Genomic DNA, 15393 nt, shown 5'->3' with positions numbered 1-15393 from the left:
CTGTAGCAAACATGCAGCACGCATCAGAAAACAGCGTGGGTCAGGTGCCTATGTCAGGCGATAGTACCGATCGGGAACCGGCGCTTCGGGGAGTTCGCGCTGGTTGTTCATCTCCAGCAGATTGATTTCTATATTGGTGCACATCGCATCCATTGGCAGATGGTTGTTGGCGTAGCCGAAAGGCATTTCCAGCTCCTCCGCCAGCGTATCCAACGAAAGAAAGCTATAGGCGATAAAAACCGACACCAGCGGCGTCATATAGTGCAGATCCGGCACCAGCGCGAAAGGCAGCAGCGTACAGAACAGGTAAACGGTGCGGTGCAGCAGCAGGCCATAGGCGAACGGCACCGGCACGCTGGCCAGCCGCTCGCAGCCGCCCAGCACCAGCGAAAGCTGATGAATGCTGTTATCCAGCTGCGCGTAAACGATATCCGAGATCGCTCCGCTGCGGCGCTGGTCGGCCAGCCACTGGGATATTTTCAGTTCAATCGCATTGGTACGCGCGCGTCGCCGCAGGATGTCTTCGGCTTCGTCGCCCAGGAAACGGTTGAGATCCTCCCGCGCATCGGTGCGCCTGAGCTGGTGCTTGAGGCTATAGCAAAAGGCCATCAGCAAAGCGGCGATACGCGGCGCATCGGCCGGCGAGATCGCCAGCACCTGGCGCTGAATATCGCGGCAGGTAATCAGCAGGCTGCCCCAGAGCTGCCGCGCCTCGGAAAAGCGCGCATAGCAGACGCTGTTGCGAAAACCCAGGAAGATAGCGATGGAGACGCCGAGCAGGCTGAAAGGCGCCAGCGTCAGCTTTACGCCCAGGGTTTCGTACCAGTCCAGGCAGAAAATGGCGATAATCGACATCAGCAGGTTCAGGCCAAGCCGGAACAGGATGCCGGGCAGCACGGAGCCGTGCCAGGAAAAAAGGCGAACAAACCAGTGGCGATGAGGACGGACGATCATAATAAGCAGCCGTAATTTTTTTAGAAAGAGTGGCAAATTCCGGCCGCTCTGCCCAGCTATTTCTGTGATAACTGTCACATCAGGTGCTGGTCAGGGCGCCATCAAATTGAACGAGTCCGCGCCGGAAGACTGTAAGGTTACCGGCGGCGTCAGCTTCAGGGTGATCCAGTTCGAGGTCACCCGCTGCTGCCTGCTGTCCTCGACGGTCACCGACAGATGGTATTCGTTGGTCGCTTCCGGCGAGCTGTCCCAGGCCGGAACAATGATGCTCCAGCCGTCCGGGCTGACGTTGTTGGCAGGCGGCGTCAGGCTCAGCGCCTGGGTGTCGCCCTGCCAGCTAATCGCCTTCAGCGGATTCGCCTGGCGAATCTGTAGCTTCAGGGGCAGCGTTTCGCCCGGCTGCACCTGCCACGGCGGCGTTGCCAGAAACACCGACAGCGTTTTCCGCTGGCGGAACTCCATCACCGGCAGATTACTGCGCGTTACCGCGTCGTAGCGGCTGCCGCTGAGCGAACGCGCGGCGGCCACGTTATCCGCCGACAGCTGCTTGCTCAGCGCCACACCGATCTGATAGTTCATTTTTAGCCCGAGCTGATCCTGCGTTTCGCCGCTGTCCGCCGTCTTATGCGATGCGGTCAGCGTAAACAGCGGCACCGGCGTATAGCTAACGCCCACTTTAATTGCGGCAGGGTTGCTGCTCTGCGTACCGCTGTTGAACAGATCGACATTGTCGCCCAGATAACGTTCGTAGCTGAGCGAGACGCCGAGCTGCTGATAGAAAGGCAAATAGCCCTGCGTGGTGATGTCGTAGCCGCGCGCCATCCGCATCTCCTGCGTTGTCGAACGCTGCCGCCAGCCGGAAAGCGGCTGATAGTAGTTGGCGGAAAAGCGCAGATAGTGGCTCCAGGCCTCTGCGCCCAGCGATCCGCGCCGCTGGTTTTCGGTAAACAGCTCGTCGACAAAGGCGTTATAGCCCAGCCGCCAGCTACCGGTCAGCCAGCGCTGGCCAAGCCCCGCGTTGCCGACCAGCCCGTCATCCGTCTGCTCAACGCCCAGCTGGCTGAACGTCAGATACTGATAGTTATCCTGCCACGGCGTAAGCAGCTGCGCGGACGAGCCGTCGAAATTGCCGTTGCTGTCCACCAGCAGCGATAAGTTGGCCTGACCGTAGGGAGAAAGAAGCTGTTGCCCTTCGTTTTCAACGCGCTTTGCCGCCTCGTCGCGGAAATGATTAAAGGCCCAGGCGCCCGCCTCGCTGCTCAGCGATTTATCTTCATCGCTGTTCATACTGGCTTCGCCGATGCTTTTCATCGCCTGCGCGATACGCTTTTCCAGCGCCTGATCCGAACCGCTGCTGCTGCTACCGAGATCGGGCAGCTCACGGGCGAAGCGGGCAGGATCGGCAAAAGGCGCGTCGGCGACGCGGGTCTCCGTCATCAGCGCCTGAGCAAGCGGCGACAGGGCCAGCAGCCCGGCTGAAACCAGCGCTCTGGCGGGAATGGGAAAGGCAGTTATTTTTTTCATCACGTTATCAGCGGTCGTTAAGCCTTTTTCTGAATAAGAAACCTGGATGTAGATCACAAAAAACTAGCTTAACACTTTTATTTTGTCAGCGGCACCCGCCGTGCCTGCTGGCAGAGCGGCGAATTATCAACCAGACTTTGCGCTAACCTCTTAACCCGGAAACCTCTGATGAAAAAAAGTCTGCTCGCAGCGCTGCTGCTGACGGCCGCGTCCGCGTCTGCCGCCCCGGTTTTTACGCTCAGCTCCCCCGACTTTAACGATAACGCGCTGATGGCGAAAAAATTCGCCGGCGCCGCCAAAGGCAACGCCAGCTGTACGGGAGAAAACATTTCGCCGGCGCTGAGCTGGAATAACCCGCCTGAAGGCACCAAAAGCTTTGCGCTGGTGGTGACCGATCCTGTAGGCGCCAAGGGGCTGGGCGTCGATCATCTGGTGGCCTACAACATTCCTTTTCAGCGCACCAGCTTTGCCCAGGGCGAGCTGACCAGCGGCAAAGGCTATACGGGCGGGAAAAATTCGCCGGGCACTCTGCGCTATCACGGCCCGTGCCCGCCGGTCGGCAGCGGCGAGCATCATTATAACTTCACGCTGATCGCCACCGATTTACCGGCAAACGGACTGGAGCAGGGCTTAACGCGCGAGGCGCTGTTTGGCCGACTGAAGGGCCATACGCTGGGCGCCGCTGGCCTGATTGGACGTTTCGGCAACGGTTAACCGGGAGCGTTGAGCGCATACGCTCCGGTATGCTTTATCCCGTAAGGATTGCCATTACGAGCCAGGCACCCCGGCGCGGTTAGTATGATGCGCCAGGCGTGCCGGCATGGTCAGCCACCGTTGTGCCATGGCGACCAAAAGTGACAGCGTCACTTATAGCCTGCGGATCGGTAACCAGGCAGGAAGGATTTAGCCCGATGAGAGAGGAATAAAGGCACCGCTAATGCGCATTCGATTCGCCTGTTTGAAAAAGAGGAACAGGCAATATCCGGGCACTTTATTCCGCTAAACGGGCCAATATCGCCGGGCGGCTGTCAATAACATGTTACGCCCCCGTTCGCAATTGTTCCCATTCTCAAAAGCGTCATGTAGACTAAATACAAATTTATCTTTCTGTAAAACAGAATGATTTTCACGTGGCGGCCCTGCCGTCCGTGAAGAGTGGATTGTAGCCGTAACCACTGACGATATTCACGAGGATCAATGTGAAAATAAGCATCGCGTTAACTCTGCTGGCAGCGCTCGCCCTGTCGGCCTGTAAGGCTCCTGCTCCTGCCGTCACGGACGATACGCTGGTCACTTCCAGCGTCGACGGCGTGACCCTGACGCATCGTCATGCGATCCAGGCTCCTCAATCCTTTACGCCAGTCAATGAAACCTATCGGGCGCTGTACAACGCTTCCGTTATGAACCGTCCTGATTTCGGCGGCAGCCTGGTTCGCTACCTGGAAAACGGCAAGCCTTTTACCGTGCTGGGCGAGGTGGAAAACCACTGGCTGGCTATCGCCGAACCGGATCAGCAGGAGCTGATCGGCTACGTGCCTTTCAAAGCCGGCGTGAAAAGCGAACTTTATGACGCCACGCTGCGTAGCGATCGGCCACGGCCGCGCAAAACCAAAAAGGTGTGCGTTGACGTCGGCGGACAAAGCAAAGCCTGTCGCAATAACGACACGGCCACCTGGATCCTGGAATAGGCGCGGTCCGCAGGGATCGCCCACTCAGAGAAAGCAAAAGGCGCCTTGCCCGCCACCTGGATGAGAAAGTAAAGCCTGATGACCCCGGAACACCATGCTGACGCGCCTGCCACCGTCAGCCAGGAAAACCCGCTACTCGCCGCCGCCGCGCCTTTGCTGAACGCAATTGTGCAGATCCGCCTGGCGGCAACCCATGACGATCCCGCTGGCCTGCGCCAACAGCTGGTGGATGAGATCCGCCAGTTTGAGACGCGCTGTAAACAGGCTGGCCTGCCGTTCGATATGATTATCGGCGCCCGTTACTGCCTGTGCAGCGCGCTGGACGAGGCCGCGGCCCAGACGCCCTGGGGCACGCGCGGCGTCTGGTCGGGCAACGGCCTGCTGGTGACGTTTCATAATGAAAGCTGGGGCGGCGAAAAAGTGTTTCAGCTGCTGTCCCGCATCTCGCAGACGCCGGCGCAGCACCTGTGGCTGCTTGAAACCATCCACTATTGCCTGCTGCTGGGCTATGAAGGCCGCTACCGCGCGGTAGAGCAAGGCCGGTTGCAGCGCGACGCTATCCGCACCCGTCTGGCCCAGCTGATTACCGACACGCGCGGCGCGCTGCCGCCGCCCATGCAGCCGCAGCCGCAGCAACCCGTCGGGCAAAATACGCTGTGGCGTCCGCCGGTTCCGCTTTGGGCCAGCGTGGCGCTGGCCGCTTTTCTCGCCGGTCTGATCTACTCGGGGCTTAACTGGCGGCTGGGCAATGCCGCTGAACCGCTGCTGCGTGCCATTTGGGAAACGCCGCTGCCCAGTAACGAAATTGCCCGTAGCAGTTCGGCTCAGGCGCTGCTGGATCTGCGGCAACGACTGGACGACCTGATTGCGGCACGGCAGCTCGACGTGGCCGACGGCACTAACGGCAGCAAGGTCATTATCGCCTCTGATAAGCTTTTCCGCCCAGCGGGCAGCGATCTGCTGCCTGAAGGCCGCGCGCTGATCACTCGCGTTTCGGCCGCCATGGACAATATCAAAGGCACCGTGCTGGTCAGCGTCTATACCGATAATCAGCCCGTGCGCTCTGCCCATTTCGCCTCTAACTATGAATATTCGCTTGCGCAGGCCCATACCGTCAGCGCGCTGATGCGTCAGCAGATGCTGGAGCCGAATCATCTTATCCGCAGCGAAGGCCGTGGCGACAGCAATCCGCTGCTGCCCAACGACAGCAGCGAAAACCGGGCGCGCAATCGTCGGGTAGAAATCGTGCTGTTACCGGCACCTGAAGTCCAATCCAGTCAGGCGGAGAAATACTGATGCCTTCCCTTCTCTTTTCTCTTTTTTCCAGCCGCTTGCTGTGGGGCTTTTTCGGCATTACGGCGCTTTGCGCGCTGATCTGGATGACCGGGCCGCTGCTGTCGCTGAACGATATTCACTGGCTGGAAAGCAGCATTAACCGCCAGATAGCCATTGGCCTGTGCTATTTTTTGTGGATCCTTTTCCAGCTGATCCCCCAGCTTTATCGCGCCTGGTTTAACAGCAAGCTGCTGAACAATCTGCAAAAATATAACCTTGACCACGCCGAGCAGGCGGCGGCGGAAGAGCTGCTCAGCGCGCTGTTCAGCGAGGCGGCGACTCTGCTGAAGAAAAAGCATTTTCCCGGCCGCAATCGTCATCGCGGCTGGCTGCAACGGTTTAGCGCGCAGTATCTCTATCAGCTGCCCTGGTACATCATCGTCGGCGCGCCGGGCGCGGGTAAGACCACGGCGCTGCTGAATTCCGGACTGGAGTTCCCGCTGGGCGACACGCTCGGCAGAAGCGCGCTGCGCGGCGTAGGCGGCACCCGCCACTGCGACTGGTGGTTTACCGAAGAAGCCGTGCTGCTGGATACCGCCGGACGCTATACGCTACAGGAGAGTCAGCGCGCCAGAGACGCCAGCGAATGGCAAACCTTTATCTCGCTGCTGAAGCGCTACCGCGCCCGCCAGCCTATTAACGGCGTGATCATGACCATCAGCGTGGCCGATCTGCTTAGCGATTCGGCCGACGCGCGCTACGTGCAGGCAACCGCGCTGCGCAGCCGCATGAAAGAGCTGCACCAGCAGACCGGCATTCACTTTCCGGTGTATGTCATGGTGACCAAAACCGATCTGCTGAAAGGATTTATGAGCTACAACGGCTCTCTGGATAAAAGCCAGCGCGACGGGATCTGGGGCTTTACCTTCCCGTGGGAGCCCGATCGCCTCAGCGAACCGACCATTGGCGCCCAGTTTGACCGGCAGTTCCGCGAGCTGACGGCACGCCTTCAGGCCGATTTGGCCGGAAAGATGGCAAAAGAGAGCGATTTGACCCAGCGCGCGGACTGCTTTTTGTTTCCGCAGGAGTTTGCCTCGCTGCGGCCCCTGCTGGCGGAGTATCTGGAGATCGTCTTTGCGCCGGAAAAAGAGGGCCTGCCCTGGGCGCCGCGCGGCCTGTTTTTCACCAGCGGCACGCAGGAGGGTCTGCCTTTCGACCGCATTATGGGCGAGCTGACGCGCAAGCTACAGCTGCCGCAGGCCACCAGCCACTCTATCGCCAGCTGGGATACGGTGCACCGCAACGCGCCGATCCCGGCTAATAAAGGGCAAAGCTATTTTATCCATTCCCTGCTCAGGGATCTGATTTTCCAGGAGAGCGGCCTTGCCGGCAGCGATCGCACCTGGGAACACCGTAATCGGCTGCTGCACTGGGCCAGCTACGCCTCGCTGGCGCTGGCACTGCTGATCGCTACGCTGTTCTGGACCACCAGTTATTATAAAAATCAGCGCTATCTGCAGCAGGTGGAGGCCCGCCTTGAGCCGGTTGATAAGCAGGCGCAGCGGCTGGTGAACAATAACACCGGCGATATCCTGGATCTGCTACCCTTCTTAAATAGCCTGGTTGCCCTGCCGCAAAGCGACAGCTTCTCGCTGGACGATCCGCCGTTGAGTATGCGGGCGGGGCTTTACCGTGGTGACCAGATCGGCACGGCCGCGCTGGGCTTTTATCAAAATGCGCTAAAGACGCTGTTGCTGCCGCGAGTGGCGCAGAATATTACCGAGGCGCTGCGTAATGATAAGGGCGACGACAGCGATTTCAGCCGCAACGCCCTGCGCGCTTACCAGATGCTTTATCAGCCGCGCAGCTACGATGGCGAGTTCTTACGCGGCTGGGTGATGCAGAATTTGCAGCGAACGCTACCCGCCAGCGTAACGACCCGGCAGCTTCAGCAGCTGGACTGGCATTTAAGCCAGCTGTTGGATCGCCAGATCCAGACCTCGCCGTTTGTCAGAGACAACGCGCTGATTATGCGCAAGCTGGCCGTGAGTATTGACAGCGCGGGCAAGCAGGACGCCGGCACCGCGGCAACCTCTGGTTCGTCGGTTCAGGCCACGAACCCTTAGCGGGAAAGGGGATAACCATGACGGAAAAAAGCGAGCTGGGTTGGTACGGCAAGCTGCCGGGCACCGGCGATTTTTTACAGCGTCGTCTGCCTGAACCCATCGTGGCCAGCTGGTCAAACTGGTTCCAGCTCGGCTTATCGCACTGGTATCAGCATGGCGAAGCCGTAGGCGAACTCTTTAGCCGCGCGCCCGTCTGGAATTTCGCCCTGCCCGCCACGCTTGGCGTACAGCGGGTACAGATTGGCTGCCTGTTACCTTCGCGCGATCGCGTTGGCCGCAGCTGGCCCCTGCTGGCGCTACAGAGCGTGCCGGTCAGCCACTGGCATCCGGCGCAGCTTGCCGTTTCCGGCGACTGGTTTCGGGCGCTGGGCGAAACGCTTCATCACGCGGTTTCGCAAACCTGTACGCCGGCCCAGCTTGAGCAGGCGCTGTTGAGCCTGCCGCCGCTGTCGCTGCCCGATACCAGCCGCTCCGATATTATGGACGTGATCGGCTATCAGGATCTTCCCTGCACGCTGGCCTGGCATGAGGTAGCCAACCGTTTTGACCCTATGCGCTATACCAGTTACTGGTGGACTAACCAAAGCGACGGCTATCCGTTAGCCAGCCATAAACACAGCGGTAATCTTACCGCCCGGCTCTTTACACAACTTTTTGACCCGGCCGCCGTAGCGCAGCCGGGTCGTCATGGACTCTATCCACCGATGTTTGAATAGGGTGACCGAATGACCCAGGTTTCAGGAAAAGCGCATGCGATTTACCCTTGTTGAGAGCAAAACCGAGGCGCCCGTTAACGTTTGTGATTTTGCTCCGCCCGGCGGCACAATAGGCCGAAGCGTAGATAACGATTTGGTTTTGCCAGACAGCGAACGCGCGATTTCACGTCTTCAGGCCGTGGTGCACGTTGCCGGGAACGGCGAGTGCAGGCTGACCAATCATGGCAGCGTGATTGCGATTTTACATAACCATGTCCCGCTGGCGCGCGGTAAGCAGATCCTGCTGCAGCACGGCGATCTGCTGGGGATCGGTGACTATCAGATTGCGGTGAGCGATCCTACCCGCATTGAAGAAAAGCCCTTCAGCGACGTTGACCCGCTGACGCTGTTTACCGAGGATCGGGCGCTGCCGGAAGATCCCCTGGGGATCCTGAACGAACAGGTGCCGATTGTCGTCCCGGTGGAGCGCGAGCCTTCGCCCGTGCGGCAGCAGCACCGTCCCGGCGATGCCCGTTTGGGTATCGATCCTGTCGCTCACGAGCCTGCCCAGGCCGAACGCGCCGCCGGCGCAAGCAACGAGCAGCGTCTGCTGGCCGCGCTGATGGAAGGGATGGGGCTGGAAAGCGGGCCGGGAAAACCGCCTTTTACCGAAGAACAGATGCGTACTACGGGCAGAATGCTGAGCCTGTTTTCGCAAGGCACCGTCGCCCTGCTCTCTTCCCGCTCGATCCTTAAGCGCGGCGTGAAGGCGGAAATGACCATGATCCTGAACGAGGCCAATAACCCGTTCAAGATCCTGCCGTCGGGCAAAACGGTGCTGATGCAGATCTATCAGAGCCAGATGCCGGGTTTTATGCCGCCTGAGCAGGCGGTACGCGATGCGCTGGTCGATTTGCAGGCCCACCAGCTGGGCATGATTGCCGGGATCCGGGCGATTATCGCCGCCATGCTGCAATCGTTTAATCCGCAGCGGCTGGAGGATCATGCCCGCCGCGACGGCAATCTGCCGCGCATTGGCCTCAGCGCCATAAAAAAAGCCGCCCTGTGGGACTATTTTTTGCGTCACTATCAAAATACCTCTGGCGAAATTGAGGATGATTTTCATACCCTTTTTGGCGACGCTTTCCTACAGGCCTATGATATGGAAGTGAATCAGTACAAAGATTCGCAAATCAGACCGGAACAAGAATGAAAATAAATCATGCCTCCACGTCGCAAACGGGCGCGCGTGAGAGTAATCAGGATGAAACCGGCGCGCGCGTAGGCGAGCACTCAGCGTGTTTTCTGGTCTGCGACGGCGTTGCCGGCACGGCTGGCGGCGAACAGGCTGCCCGCATCGCCCGCGACGTATTGCTGACGCACGCTGACGATCGTCCTTTTACCGCCTGCGACAGCAAAGCATGGGTGGAGGATGCGGAAGAAGCGATCCGCCTGGCGCAGAGGAAAAATCTGAATTTTGAGCGGATGAGCACCACGCTGGCGGCCCTGTTTATCGACCGCGATCGGCAGCTGGCCTGGTGGGCGCACGCGGGCGACAGCCGGGTTTACCACTTCCGCCGCGGGTTTATCCATTCTGTGACGCGCGACCATAGCCTGGCCCAGCAGCTAAAGGATGCTGGTGTAGATAATACCGGCATTAACAGTAACTTACTTTATAATGCTCTTGGCGCAGAAGGGACACAGCCCGTCAGCTACAGTGAAGTGATGCCGCTGGAGGATGGCGACGTCTTTCTGGTCTGCACCGACGGCTTCTGGTGCAATTTGCAGCCCGGCGAGATGGAGCAGGCTTTGCGCATGGTCAGCTCGCCCCATGAATGGCTGGCGCTGATGCATAAAGCGATCAATCGCAGCGAGAAAAAAGATAATTTAAGCGCGGTAGCTGTCTGGGTTGGCTCGCCGCAGGATACCACCCTGTTACAATCGATGGCGGATTCCGCTCGCTTTCTTCCGTCGCGTGATTAACCAAGGAACGCTATGAAATTCTGGTTGCCGGCTGTCACACTGTTGTTTGCAACTACCGCTCAGGCGGAAGACTACCGCGTGGTCTATTCTCCCAGCCTGGCGCTGGAAGTCTTTATCGATAACGTGGAAAGTAATGCGCCGAAGGACTGGTGTCAGGAGAATATCCCTCTGCGCATCGTCTCGGGCAAAAGCAAAGAGTCGAACGTGCTCAACACTTTTTTGCCGCGCGTAGGCAAGCTGCTGAATAACCAATGCGGCAAGCTGAGCGAGCTGCCGTGGCAGATGACCAACGAGGCGGGCTCGGTGCTCGCTTCCGGCACCGCCGCAAAAGTGCAAAACTGGCGGCCGATCGTTATTGCCGACGGCACCGCTGCGGCCACCGCCAGCAACGCGGAACCGCTGGATTTGTCGCAGCCTGCCAACAGCGCGCCGCTGCAGCATTTCGATCTGCCGGGCGGCTGCCACTTCCGCACCTGGTGGGACGAACGAGGCCAGTCGCTGTTTATTCCGGATGCCCGCCATCTTAGCTGCTCCACGGAAGGCTGGCTGGAAGGCAAAAGCGAACTGACGCTGGCCAGCAACGGCAAGACCCAGGCGATCCCCGTACAGTTTTATCAGGGCTTCCCTTTACGTAACCTGCACCCGTCGCCGGGCGAGCTGACTATCGTCGCCGCGAATAACCAGCGCCTGGTCGTGGCCAAAAAGAGCGCGCCGGACAGCTGGCTGCTGCTGACGTTTAATCCGCAGCTGCACGTCTGGTCTTTTGAAGGCGCGCTGCTGGTGAAAATGAGCAAAAGCCAGGCGAACGATGCCGCGCTGCTGAAAAATCGCGTTGAGGCGCTGCGCAAAACGTGGGGCGCGTTGACCAATCCGCAAGTGAAAATAAATGTGCTGCTGGTGAACGACCTGCATGCAGATCTGGCCGATCCGGCTATTGGCGCCTGGCGCACCGTTAACTGACTGCATTTTCCCGCAGGGTGAAAAGTCGCTAACGCTTAGAGAGTGTTTACTATGTCGGCAAACGATAAGAAAAACGTGCCCAATGCCCTTCCGGCCGGGCACCGTTTTAACGAATTTGAAATCAAAGAGGTTATCGGCGGCGGCGGCTTCGGCATTGTTTATCGCGCCTGGGATCATCTGCTGGAACGCACCATCGCTATTAAAGAGTATCTGCCGGTATCGCTGGTTTCGCGCGATGAGAACCTGACTATCGCGCTGCGCGGCGAACGCTATCAGAAACTGTTTACCGCCGGGCTGAACAGCTTTATCCAGGAAGCCCGCCTGCTGGCCCGGTTTAACCATCCCGGCCTGCTGCACGTGCTGCGCTTCTGGGAAGAAAACGGCACCGCCTATATGGGCACGCTGTACTACAGCGGCATGACGCTAAAGGAGTGGCAGCTGGGCAGCCCTGAAACGCTGACCGACGCCTGGATCCGCCAGCTGCTGCCGCCGCTGTTCGGCGCTATCGACACCATCCATCAGGCGGGCTATCTGCATCGCGATATCTCGCTGGACAATATTCAGATCCAGGATAACCAGCTGCCTGTGCTGCTGGACTTCGGCTCCGCCCGCAAGACCATCGGCAACCTTTCCGACCAGACGGAAATCATGCTTAAGCCAGGCTATGCGCCTATCGAGCAGTACAGCGAAGAGAGCGACAGCGATCAGGGGCCGTGGACGGATATTTATGCGCTGGGCGCGGTGCTGCATACGCTGGTGACCGGCAGTCCGCCGCCGGTCAGCGTGGTTCGCTGTATCGAGGATCGCTACCAGCCGCTGACCCAGCTGCGCCCTGAAGGATTTTCGCTGCCTTTGCTGAATGCGATTGACCGCGCGCTGGCGATGAAACCGCAGGATCGTCCGCAGACTGTCGATGAGTTTGCCGCGCTGATTGCGCTGCCGGTGAGTACGGTAGAAGAGCTGGTGACCAGCGTGACCAGGGTGCCTGAAGAGATCGTGACGCCAATCGTGACGCCGGAAGTGCAGCCGGAACCGCCAGCTATTACCGTGGCGCCCGCCTCGGCCAGTGCGGAGTATGCCTCGCTACGCCACCACAAACTGGCGAAACCGCTGATGATTGCCGCTGGCGTCGCGCTACTGGCGCTGATCGGGCTGCTCGTCGCGCTTAACCATGGCGATGACGCTTCCGCGCCGGAACAGTCTGCTGCGGCCGATAATGCCGGAGGCGCGACGCCATCGACCGCCGTCACGCCTGCGGACAAGCCGACCATCGCCACGGTCTATCTCAAGCTGACCAGCGGCGAAACGGTAATGCTGAACGGCAAACCTGTCGAGGCGAAGCCGAATACCAGCGGTTACGCCGCGCTTAATCTGTCTGCGGGACATTATACTATTGAGGTCCACGCTGCCGATTCTGCCGTGCATACTCAGCAGCTGGATATTGATAAACCGGGCACCTGGCTGATCAATCCCGGCTCCTGAGGACGCGGCTCAGCCGGCCAGGTCGTTGTGGTAGACCTGAAGATCGCGGACGCGCTGAACCAGATCGGTCAGGCAGTCATCATAAAGCCCGCGCCTTTTCAGCTCCTGCTCCAGCGAGAAAAGATATTGCGCGTTGGTGCCCAGCGGCCCGCTGGCCTGAGCAATCAGCGGCGCGATAGTCTGCGGGCAGGAGTCGGCCTCATACAACGCGTGACGCGGATCCATAACAAAGGCCAGTGCCGTCACGCTGCGACCGTCGGCCAGCTTCAGCTCGCACCAGGTCGGCAGGTAGCAGCCGGTAACCATCTCGCGTTTCCACAACAGCTCCAGCTCCTCGGCCAGCTTCGCTTCCGGCAGGCGGAAGGCCAGCCCGGTGGTGCTGCCGCCCTCTTTCAATGCCAGCATCCGCCCCGGCTGCTGGGCGGTGCCGCGTCCGGCGGTAAGCCGCAGGCAAAACGCGCGATGCCAGCCGTTTAGCGTGCCTTCCGCTACCTCATCGGACTCGAATACCGGGTTCCACATCAACGAACCGTAGCCAAAAATCCACACCGGACTGTGATCGGGACGGCAGGCCAGGGTAGCCGCCAGCGAGGCCGCTCGCTGCTCGCAGCTCCACAGCAGCGATTCCTCAATGGCGCCAAAGGCCGTTTTACAATCTGCTTTGGCCAGGAAGTCTCTTGTTAACATTCGCCCTCTCCGCTACTGCCCGTTCCCTGCTGCATTTGTTGTGACATAAATGTGTCGTTACGCTTACCTGACCTTAAGTCATTTCAGGCGTGCCGATCAAGTTTGAAGCGCGTCACAAAAGAATAAATTTACCTTAGGTTTATCATCGGCGGCATAACGGGGAACTTCAGGGTGACGACGGAGAAAAATCAGCGGTGACGGCGAGGACAGACGAGGCTGCCCGCGACGAGCAGCCCCACGGCATTCAATGCTTCTTATGCCACTTATCATCGTCGCCCTTTTCATACTGGTTTTTAACGGCTGCCCACGCCACCTTGTGCGCCACTTCTTCGCGCGACTCATCGCCCCGACGATCTTTCTTCTCTTTGTATTCATCCCAGGCGCTGTTAAACGCCTCCTGATAAATGTCCTGCGCGTGAGCGGGCAGCACGTTTTTGACGCTGTCAGGCAGGGATTCTCTTGAACGGTATGGCATTATCGATCTCCTTGTTATCAGACGTTTTAAGCCTGGAACAAAATCGCTGCGGATGCCACTTATCTCTTTTTAGTGAGGTCACATACTAACTATTCCGTAACAGTCGTTTATCTCGGTAAAATTGATAAATCTCCGCTTTAATAGTCATGATAAAAAGCAGAGAGAGATAAAAAACACTTTGTGAATCAAGATAATTACAGGGAGATGCAGATTTAGGCCCAGCCCGGATAATTATCAGGTTATTCAGGTAAAATCATGTAAAGTTTACCATCAGTTAACCTTACTGCCGTTACACTGCGGGCGGTTGTTATATAATCAATGCACACAGCAATGGTTGCGTCTGTTTCGCAGTTGGACGGTCAGAAAAGGAAATATTGCCTATGAGCGCGCAAGAAAGCGTCAGAACACGTCATAAAGAATCATCCCTGGTCCTGCCGCTCGCGGCCCTGGTTATCCTGTGGTTTTGGGGCGCCTCAGAATCTTTACCGGCCATCATCGGCATTAATTTGCTGGCGCTGGTGGCTATCCTTAGCAGCGCGTTCAGCGTGGTGCGACACGCGGACGTGCTTGCGCACCGCCTCGGCGAGCCTTACGGTTCGCTGATCCTCAGCCTCTCCGTAGTGATCCTGGAAGTCAGTCTGATTTCCGCGCTGATGGCGACGGGCGATGCGGCGCCGATGCTGATGCGCGATACGCTTTACTCTATCGTGATGATCGTAACCGGCGGGCTGGTGGGCTTCGCGCTGCTGCTGGGCGGGCGCAAGTTTGCCACCCAGTACGTTAATCTGGCGGGCGTAAAGCAGTATCTGATCGCTATTTTCCCGCTGGCCGTGCTGGTGCTGGTTTTCCCCAACGCGCTGCCGGAAGGCAATTTCAGCGCTGGCCAGGCACTGCTGATTTCCGCCATTTCTGCCGCGATGTACGGCGTGTTTCTGCTGATCCAGACCAAAACGCACCAAAGCCTGTTCGTTTATGAGCATGAGGACGAGGGCGACGACCCGCATCACGGCAAGCCGTCCGCCCACTCCAGCGTCTGGCATACCTGCTGGCTGCTGGTGCACCTGGTGGCCGTGATTGCCGTCACCAAAATGGATTCCAATACGCTGGGCGCGCTGCTGACCGAACTGAACGCGCCTGAACAGTTCACCGGTTTCCTGGTGGCGCTGCTGATCCTCTCGCCGGAAGGCCTGGGCGCTATTAAAGCCGTGCTGGCGAATCAGGTGCAGCGTGCCATGAACCTCTTTTTCGGCTCGGTGCTGGCCACCATCTCGCTGACCGTGCCTACGGTAACCATTATCGCCACGCTCACCGGCCAGGAACTGATTTTCGGCCTGGAGCCGCCGCACATGGTGATTATGCTGGCCTCGCTGCTGCTGTGTCAGATCTCTTTTTCGACCGGCAGAACCAACGTGCTGAACGGCGCGGCGCACCTGGCGCTGTTTATCGGCTATCTGATGACGGTGATGCTGTAGGCGTTACGGCGCAAGATATCGCGGCCTGAGGGTAAGGCGGATAACGACTCTGCGGTTAAGGTATGAGATACG

The 15393-nt window shown here is 58.9% G+C and carries 14 protein-coding genes; 10 read left to right on the top strand and 4 right to left on the bottom strand.

The genetic code is table 11. The features are described from left to right. Positions 1-48: 48 nt before the first annotated feature. Positions 49-954 (bottom strand): bestrophin family protein, encoded by a 906-nt coding sequence (locus QCD69_RS09100; protein WP_253454484.1) that lies wholly within the window; start codon positions 952-954, stop codon positions 49-51. A gap of 90 nt (positions 955-1044) precedes the next feature. Then, the gene (locus tag QCD69_RS09095; protein ID WP_253454485.1) at positions 1045-2478 is read right to left on the bottom strand and encodes a YchO/YchP family invasin; all 1434 of its coding nucleotides are present in this window, start codon (positions 2476-2478) and stop codon (positions 1045-1047) included. 168 nt (positions 2479-2646) lie between these two features. Here QCD69_RS09095 and QCD69_RS09090 point away from each other — a divergent pair, with 168 nt between their 5' ends. The 9 genes from QCD69_RS09090 to QCD69_RS09050 all read left to right on the top strand — a co-directional run bounded on the left by QCD69_RS09090 (position 2647) and on the right by QCD69_RS09050 (position 12687). Further along, on the top strand, positions 2647-3192 hold the full coding sequence (locus QCD69_RS09090; protein ID WP_301251773.1) for a YbhB/YbcL family Raf kinase inhibitor-like protein: 546 nt from the start codon (positions 2647-2649) through the stop codon (positions 3190-3192). Between the two features lie 485 nt (positions 3193-3677). Further along, entirely contained in the window at positions 3678-4166 is a 489-nt protein-coding gene (locus QCD69_RS09085) for an SH3 domain-containing protein (protein ID WP_125289727.1), read from the top strand. A gap of 78 nt (positions 4167-4244) precedes the next feature. Further along, entirely contained in the window at positions 4245-5462 is a 1218-nt protein-coding gene (gene icmH, locus QCD69_RS09080) for a type IVB secretion system protein IcmH/DotU (protein ID WP_253454487.1), read from the top strand. Continuing rightward, the gene (gene tssM / locus QCD69_RS09075) at positions 5462-7567 is read left to right on the top strand and encodes a type VI secretion system membrane subunit TssM (protein WP_301251771.1); all 2106 of its coding nucleotides are present in this window, start codon (positions 5462-5464) and stop codon (positions 7565-7567) included. The genes icmH and tssM overlap by 1 nt, the downstream gene beginning before the upstream one ends. A gap of 17 nt (positions 7568-7584) precedes the next feature. Next, a complete protein-coding gene (gene tagF / locus QCD69_RS09070; RefSeq protein WP_301251770.1) occupies positions 7585-8283 on the top strand; it encodes a type VI secretion system-associated protein TagF in 699 nt (232 codons plus the stop codon). 34 nt (positions 8284-8317) lie between these two features. Then, positions 8318-9475 (top strand): type VI secretion system-associated FHA domain protein TagH, encoded by a 1158-nt coding sequence (gene tagH, locus QCD69_RS09065; protein ID WP_253454490.1) that lies wholly within the window; start codon positions 8318-8320, stop codon positions 9473-9475. Continuing rightward, positions 9472-10245, top strand: coding sequence for a PP2C family protein-serine/threonine phosphatase (locus QCD69_RS09060; protein ID WP_253454491.1), 774 nt, complete (start codon positions 9472-9474; stop codon positions 10243-10245). The genes tagH and QCD69_RS09060 overlap by 4 nt, the downstream gene beginning before the upstream one ends. Before the next feature lie 12 nt (positions 10246-10257). Continuing rightward, positions 10258-11205 (top strand): hypothetical protein, encoded by a 948-nt coding sequence (locus tag QCD69_RS09055; protein WP_253454492.1) that lies wholly within the window; start codon positions 10258-10260, stop codon positions 11203-11205. 51 nt (positions 11206-11256) lie between these two features. After that, positions 11257-12687 (top strand): serine/threonine protein kinase, encoded by a 1431-nt coding sequence (locus tag QCD69_RS09050; protein ID WP_253454493.1) that lies wholly within the window; start codon positions 11257-11259, stop codon positions 12685-12687. A gap of 9 nt (positions 12688-12696) precedes the next feature. Here the strand turns inward: QCD69_RS09050 and QCD69_RS09045 are convergent, their stop codons facing one another. Continuing rightward, positions 12697-13374 carry a gamma-glutamylcyclotransferase gene (locus QCD69_RS09045; protein ID WP_253454494.1) on the bottom strand — a complete coding sequence of 226 codons (678 nt, stop codon included), beginning with the start codon at positions 13372-13374 and terminating at the stop codon, positions 12697-12699. A gap of 244 nt (positions 13375-13618) precedes the next feature. Next, positions 13619-13849 carry a putative cation transport regulator ChaB gene (gene chaB, locus QCD69_RS09040; protein ID WP_253454495.1) on the bottom strand — a complete coding sequence of 77 codons (231 nt, stop codon included), beginning with the start codon at positions 13847-13849 and terminating at the stop codon, positions 13619-13621. 380 nt (positions 13850-14229) lie between these two features. Here chaB and chaA point away from each other — a divergent pair, with 380 nt between their 5' ends. Next, positions 14230-15321: a sodium-potassium/proton antiporter ChaA gene (chaA, locus tag QCD69_RS09035; RefSeq protein ID WP_125289717.1), complete on the top strand. Its 1092-nt coding sequence runs from the start codon at positions 14230-14232 to the stop codon at positions 15319-15321. Positions 15322-15393: the final 72 nt, after the last annotated feature.

It is taken from the genome of Erwinia sp. PsM31 (genome assembly GCF_030433775.1).
In the GTDB taxonomy this organism is placed as follows: domain Bacteria; phylum Pseudomonadota; class Gammaproteobacteria; order Enterobacterales; family Enterobacteriaceae; genus Erwinia; species Erwinia aeris.
Note: the sequence above shows the minus strand (reverse complement) of the source record. Positions and strands in the feature narration are given on the sequence as shown.

Excerpts from the sequence above, each read along its gene's own strand:
- QCD69_RS09100 (WP_253454484.1), bottom strand. The coding sequence starts at position 954 with ATGATCGTCCGTCCTCATCGCCACTGGTTTGTTCGCCTTTTTTCCTGG.
- QCD69_RS09095 (WP_253454485.1), bottom strand. The coding sequence starts at position 2,478 with ATGAAAAAAATAACTGCCTTTCCCATTCCCGCCAGAGCGCTGGTTTCA.
- QCD69_RS09090 (WP_301251773.1), top strand. The coding sequence starts at position 2,647 with ATGAAAAAAAGTCTGCTCGCAGCGCTGCTGCTGACGGCCGCGTCCGCG.
- icmH (WP_253454487.1), top strand. The coding sequence starts at position 4,245 with ATGACCCCGGAACACCATGCTGACGCGCCTGCCACCGTCAGCCAGGAA.
- tssM (WP_301251771.1), top strand. The coding sequence starts at position 5,462 with ATGCCTTCCCTTCTCTTTTCTCTTTTTTCCAGCCGCTTGCTGTGGGGC.
- tagF (WP_301251770.1), top strand. The coding sequence starts at position 7,585 with ATGACGGAAAAAAGCGAGCTGGGTTGGTACGGCAAGCTGCCGGGCACC.
- tagH (WP_253454490.1), top strand. The coding sequence starts at position 8,318 with ATGCGATTTACCCTTGTTGAGAGCAAAACCGAGGCGCCCGTTAACGTT.
- QCD69_RS09060 (WP_253454491.1), top strand. The coding sequence starts at position 9,472 with ATGAAAATAAATCATGCCTCCACGTCGCAAACGGGCGCGCGTGAGAGT.
- QCD69_RS09055 (WP_253454492.1), top strand. The coding sequence starts at position 10,258 with ATGAAATTCTGGTTGCCGGCTGTCACACTGTTGTTTGCAACTACCGCT.
- QCD69_RS09050 (WP_253454493.1), top strand. The coding sequence starts at position 11,257 with ATGTCGGCAAACGATAAGAAAAACGTGCCCAATGCCCTTCCGGCCGGG.
- QCD69_RS09045 (WP_253454494.1), bottom strand. The coding sequence starts at position 13,374 with ATGTTAACAAGAGACTTCCTGGCCAAAGCAGATTGTAAAACGGCCTTT.
- chaB (WP_253454495.1), bottom strand. The coding sequence starts at position 13,849 with ATGCCATACCGTTCAAGAGAATCCCTGCCTGACAGCGTCAAAAACGTG.
- chaA (WP_125289717.1), top strand. The coding sequence starts at position 14,230 with ATGAGCGCGCAAGAAAGCGTCAGAACACGTCATAAAGAATCATCCCTG.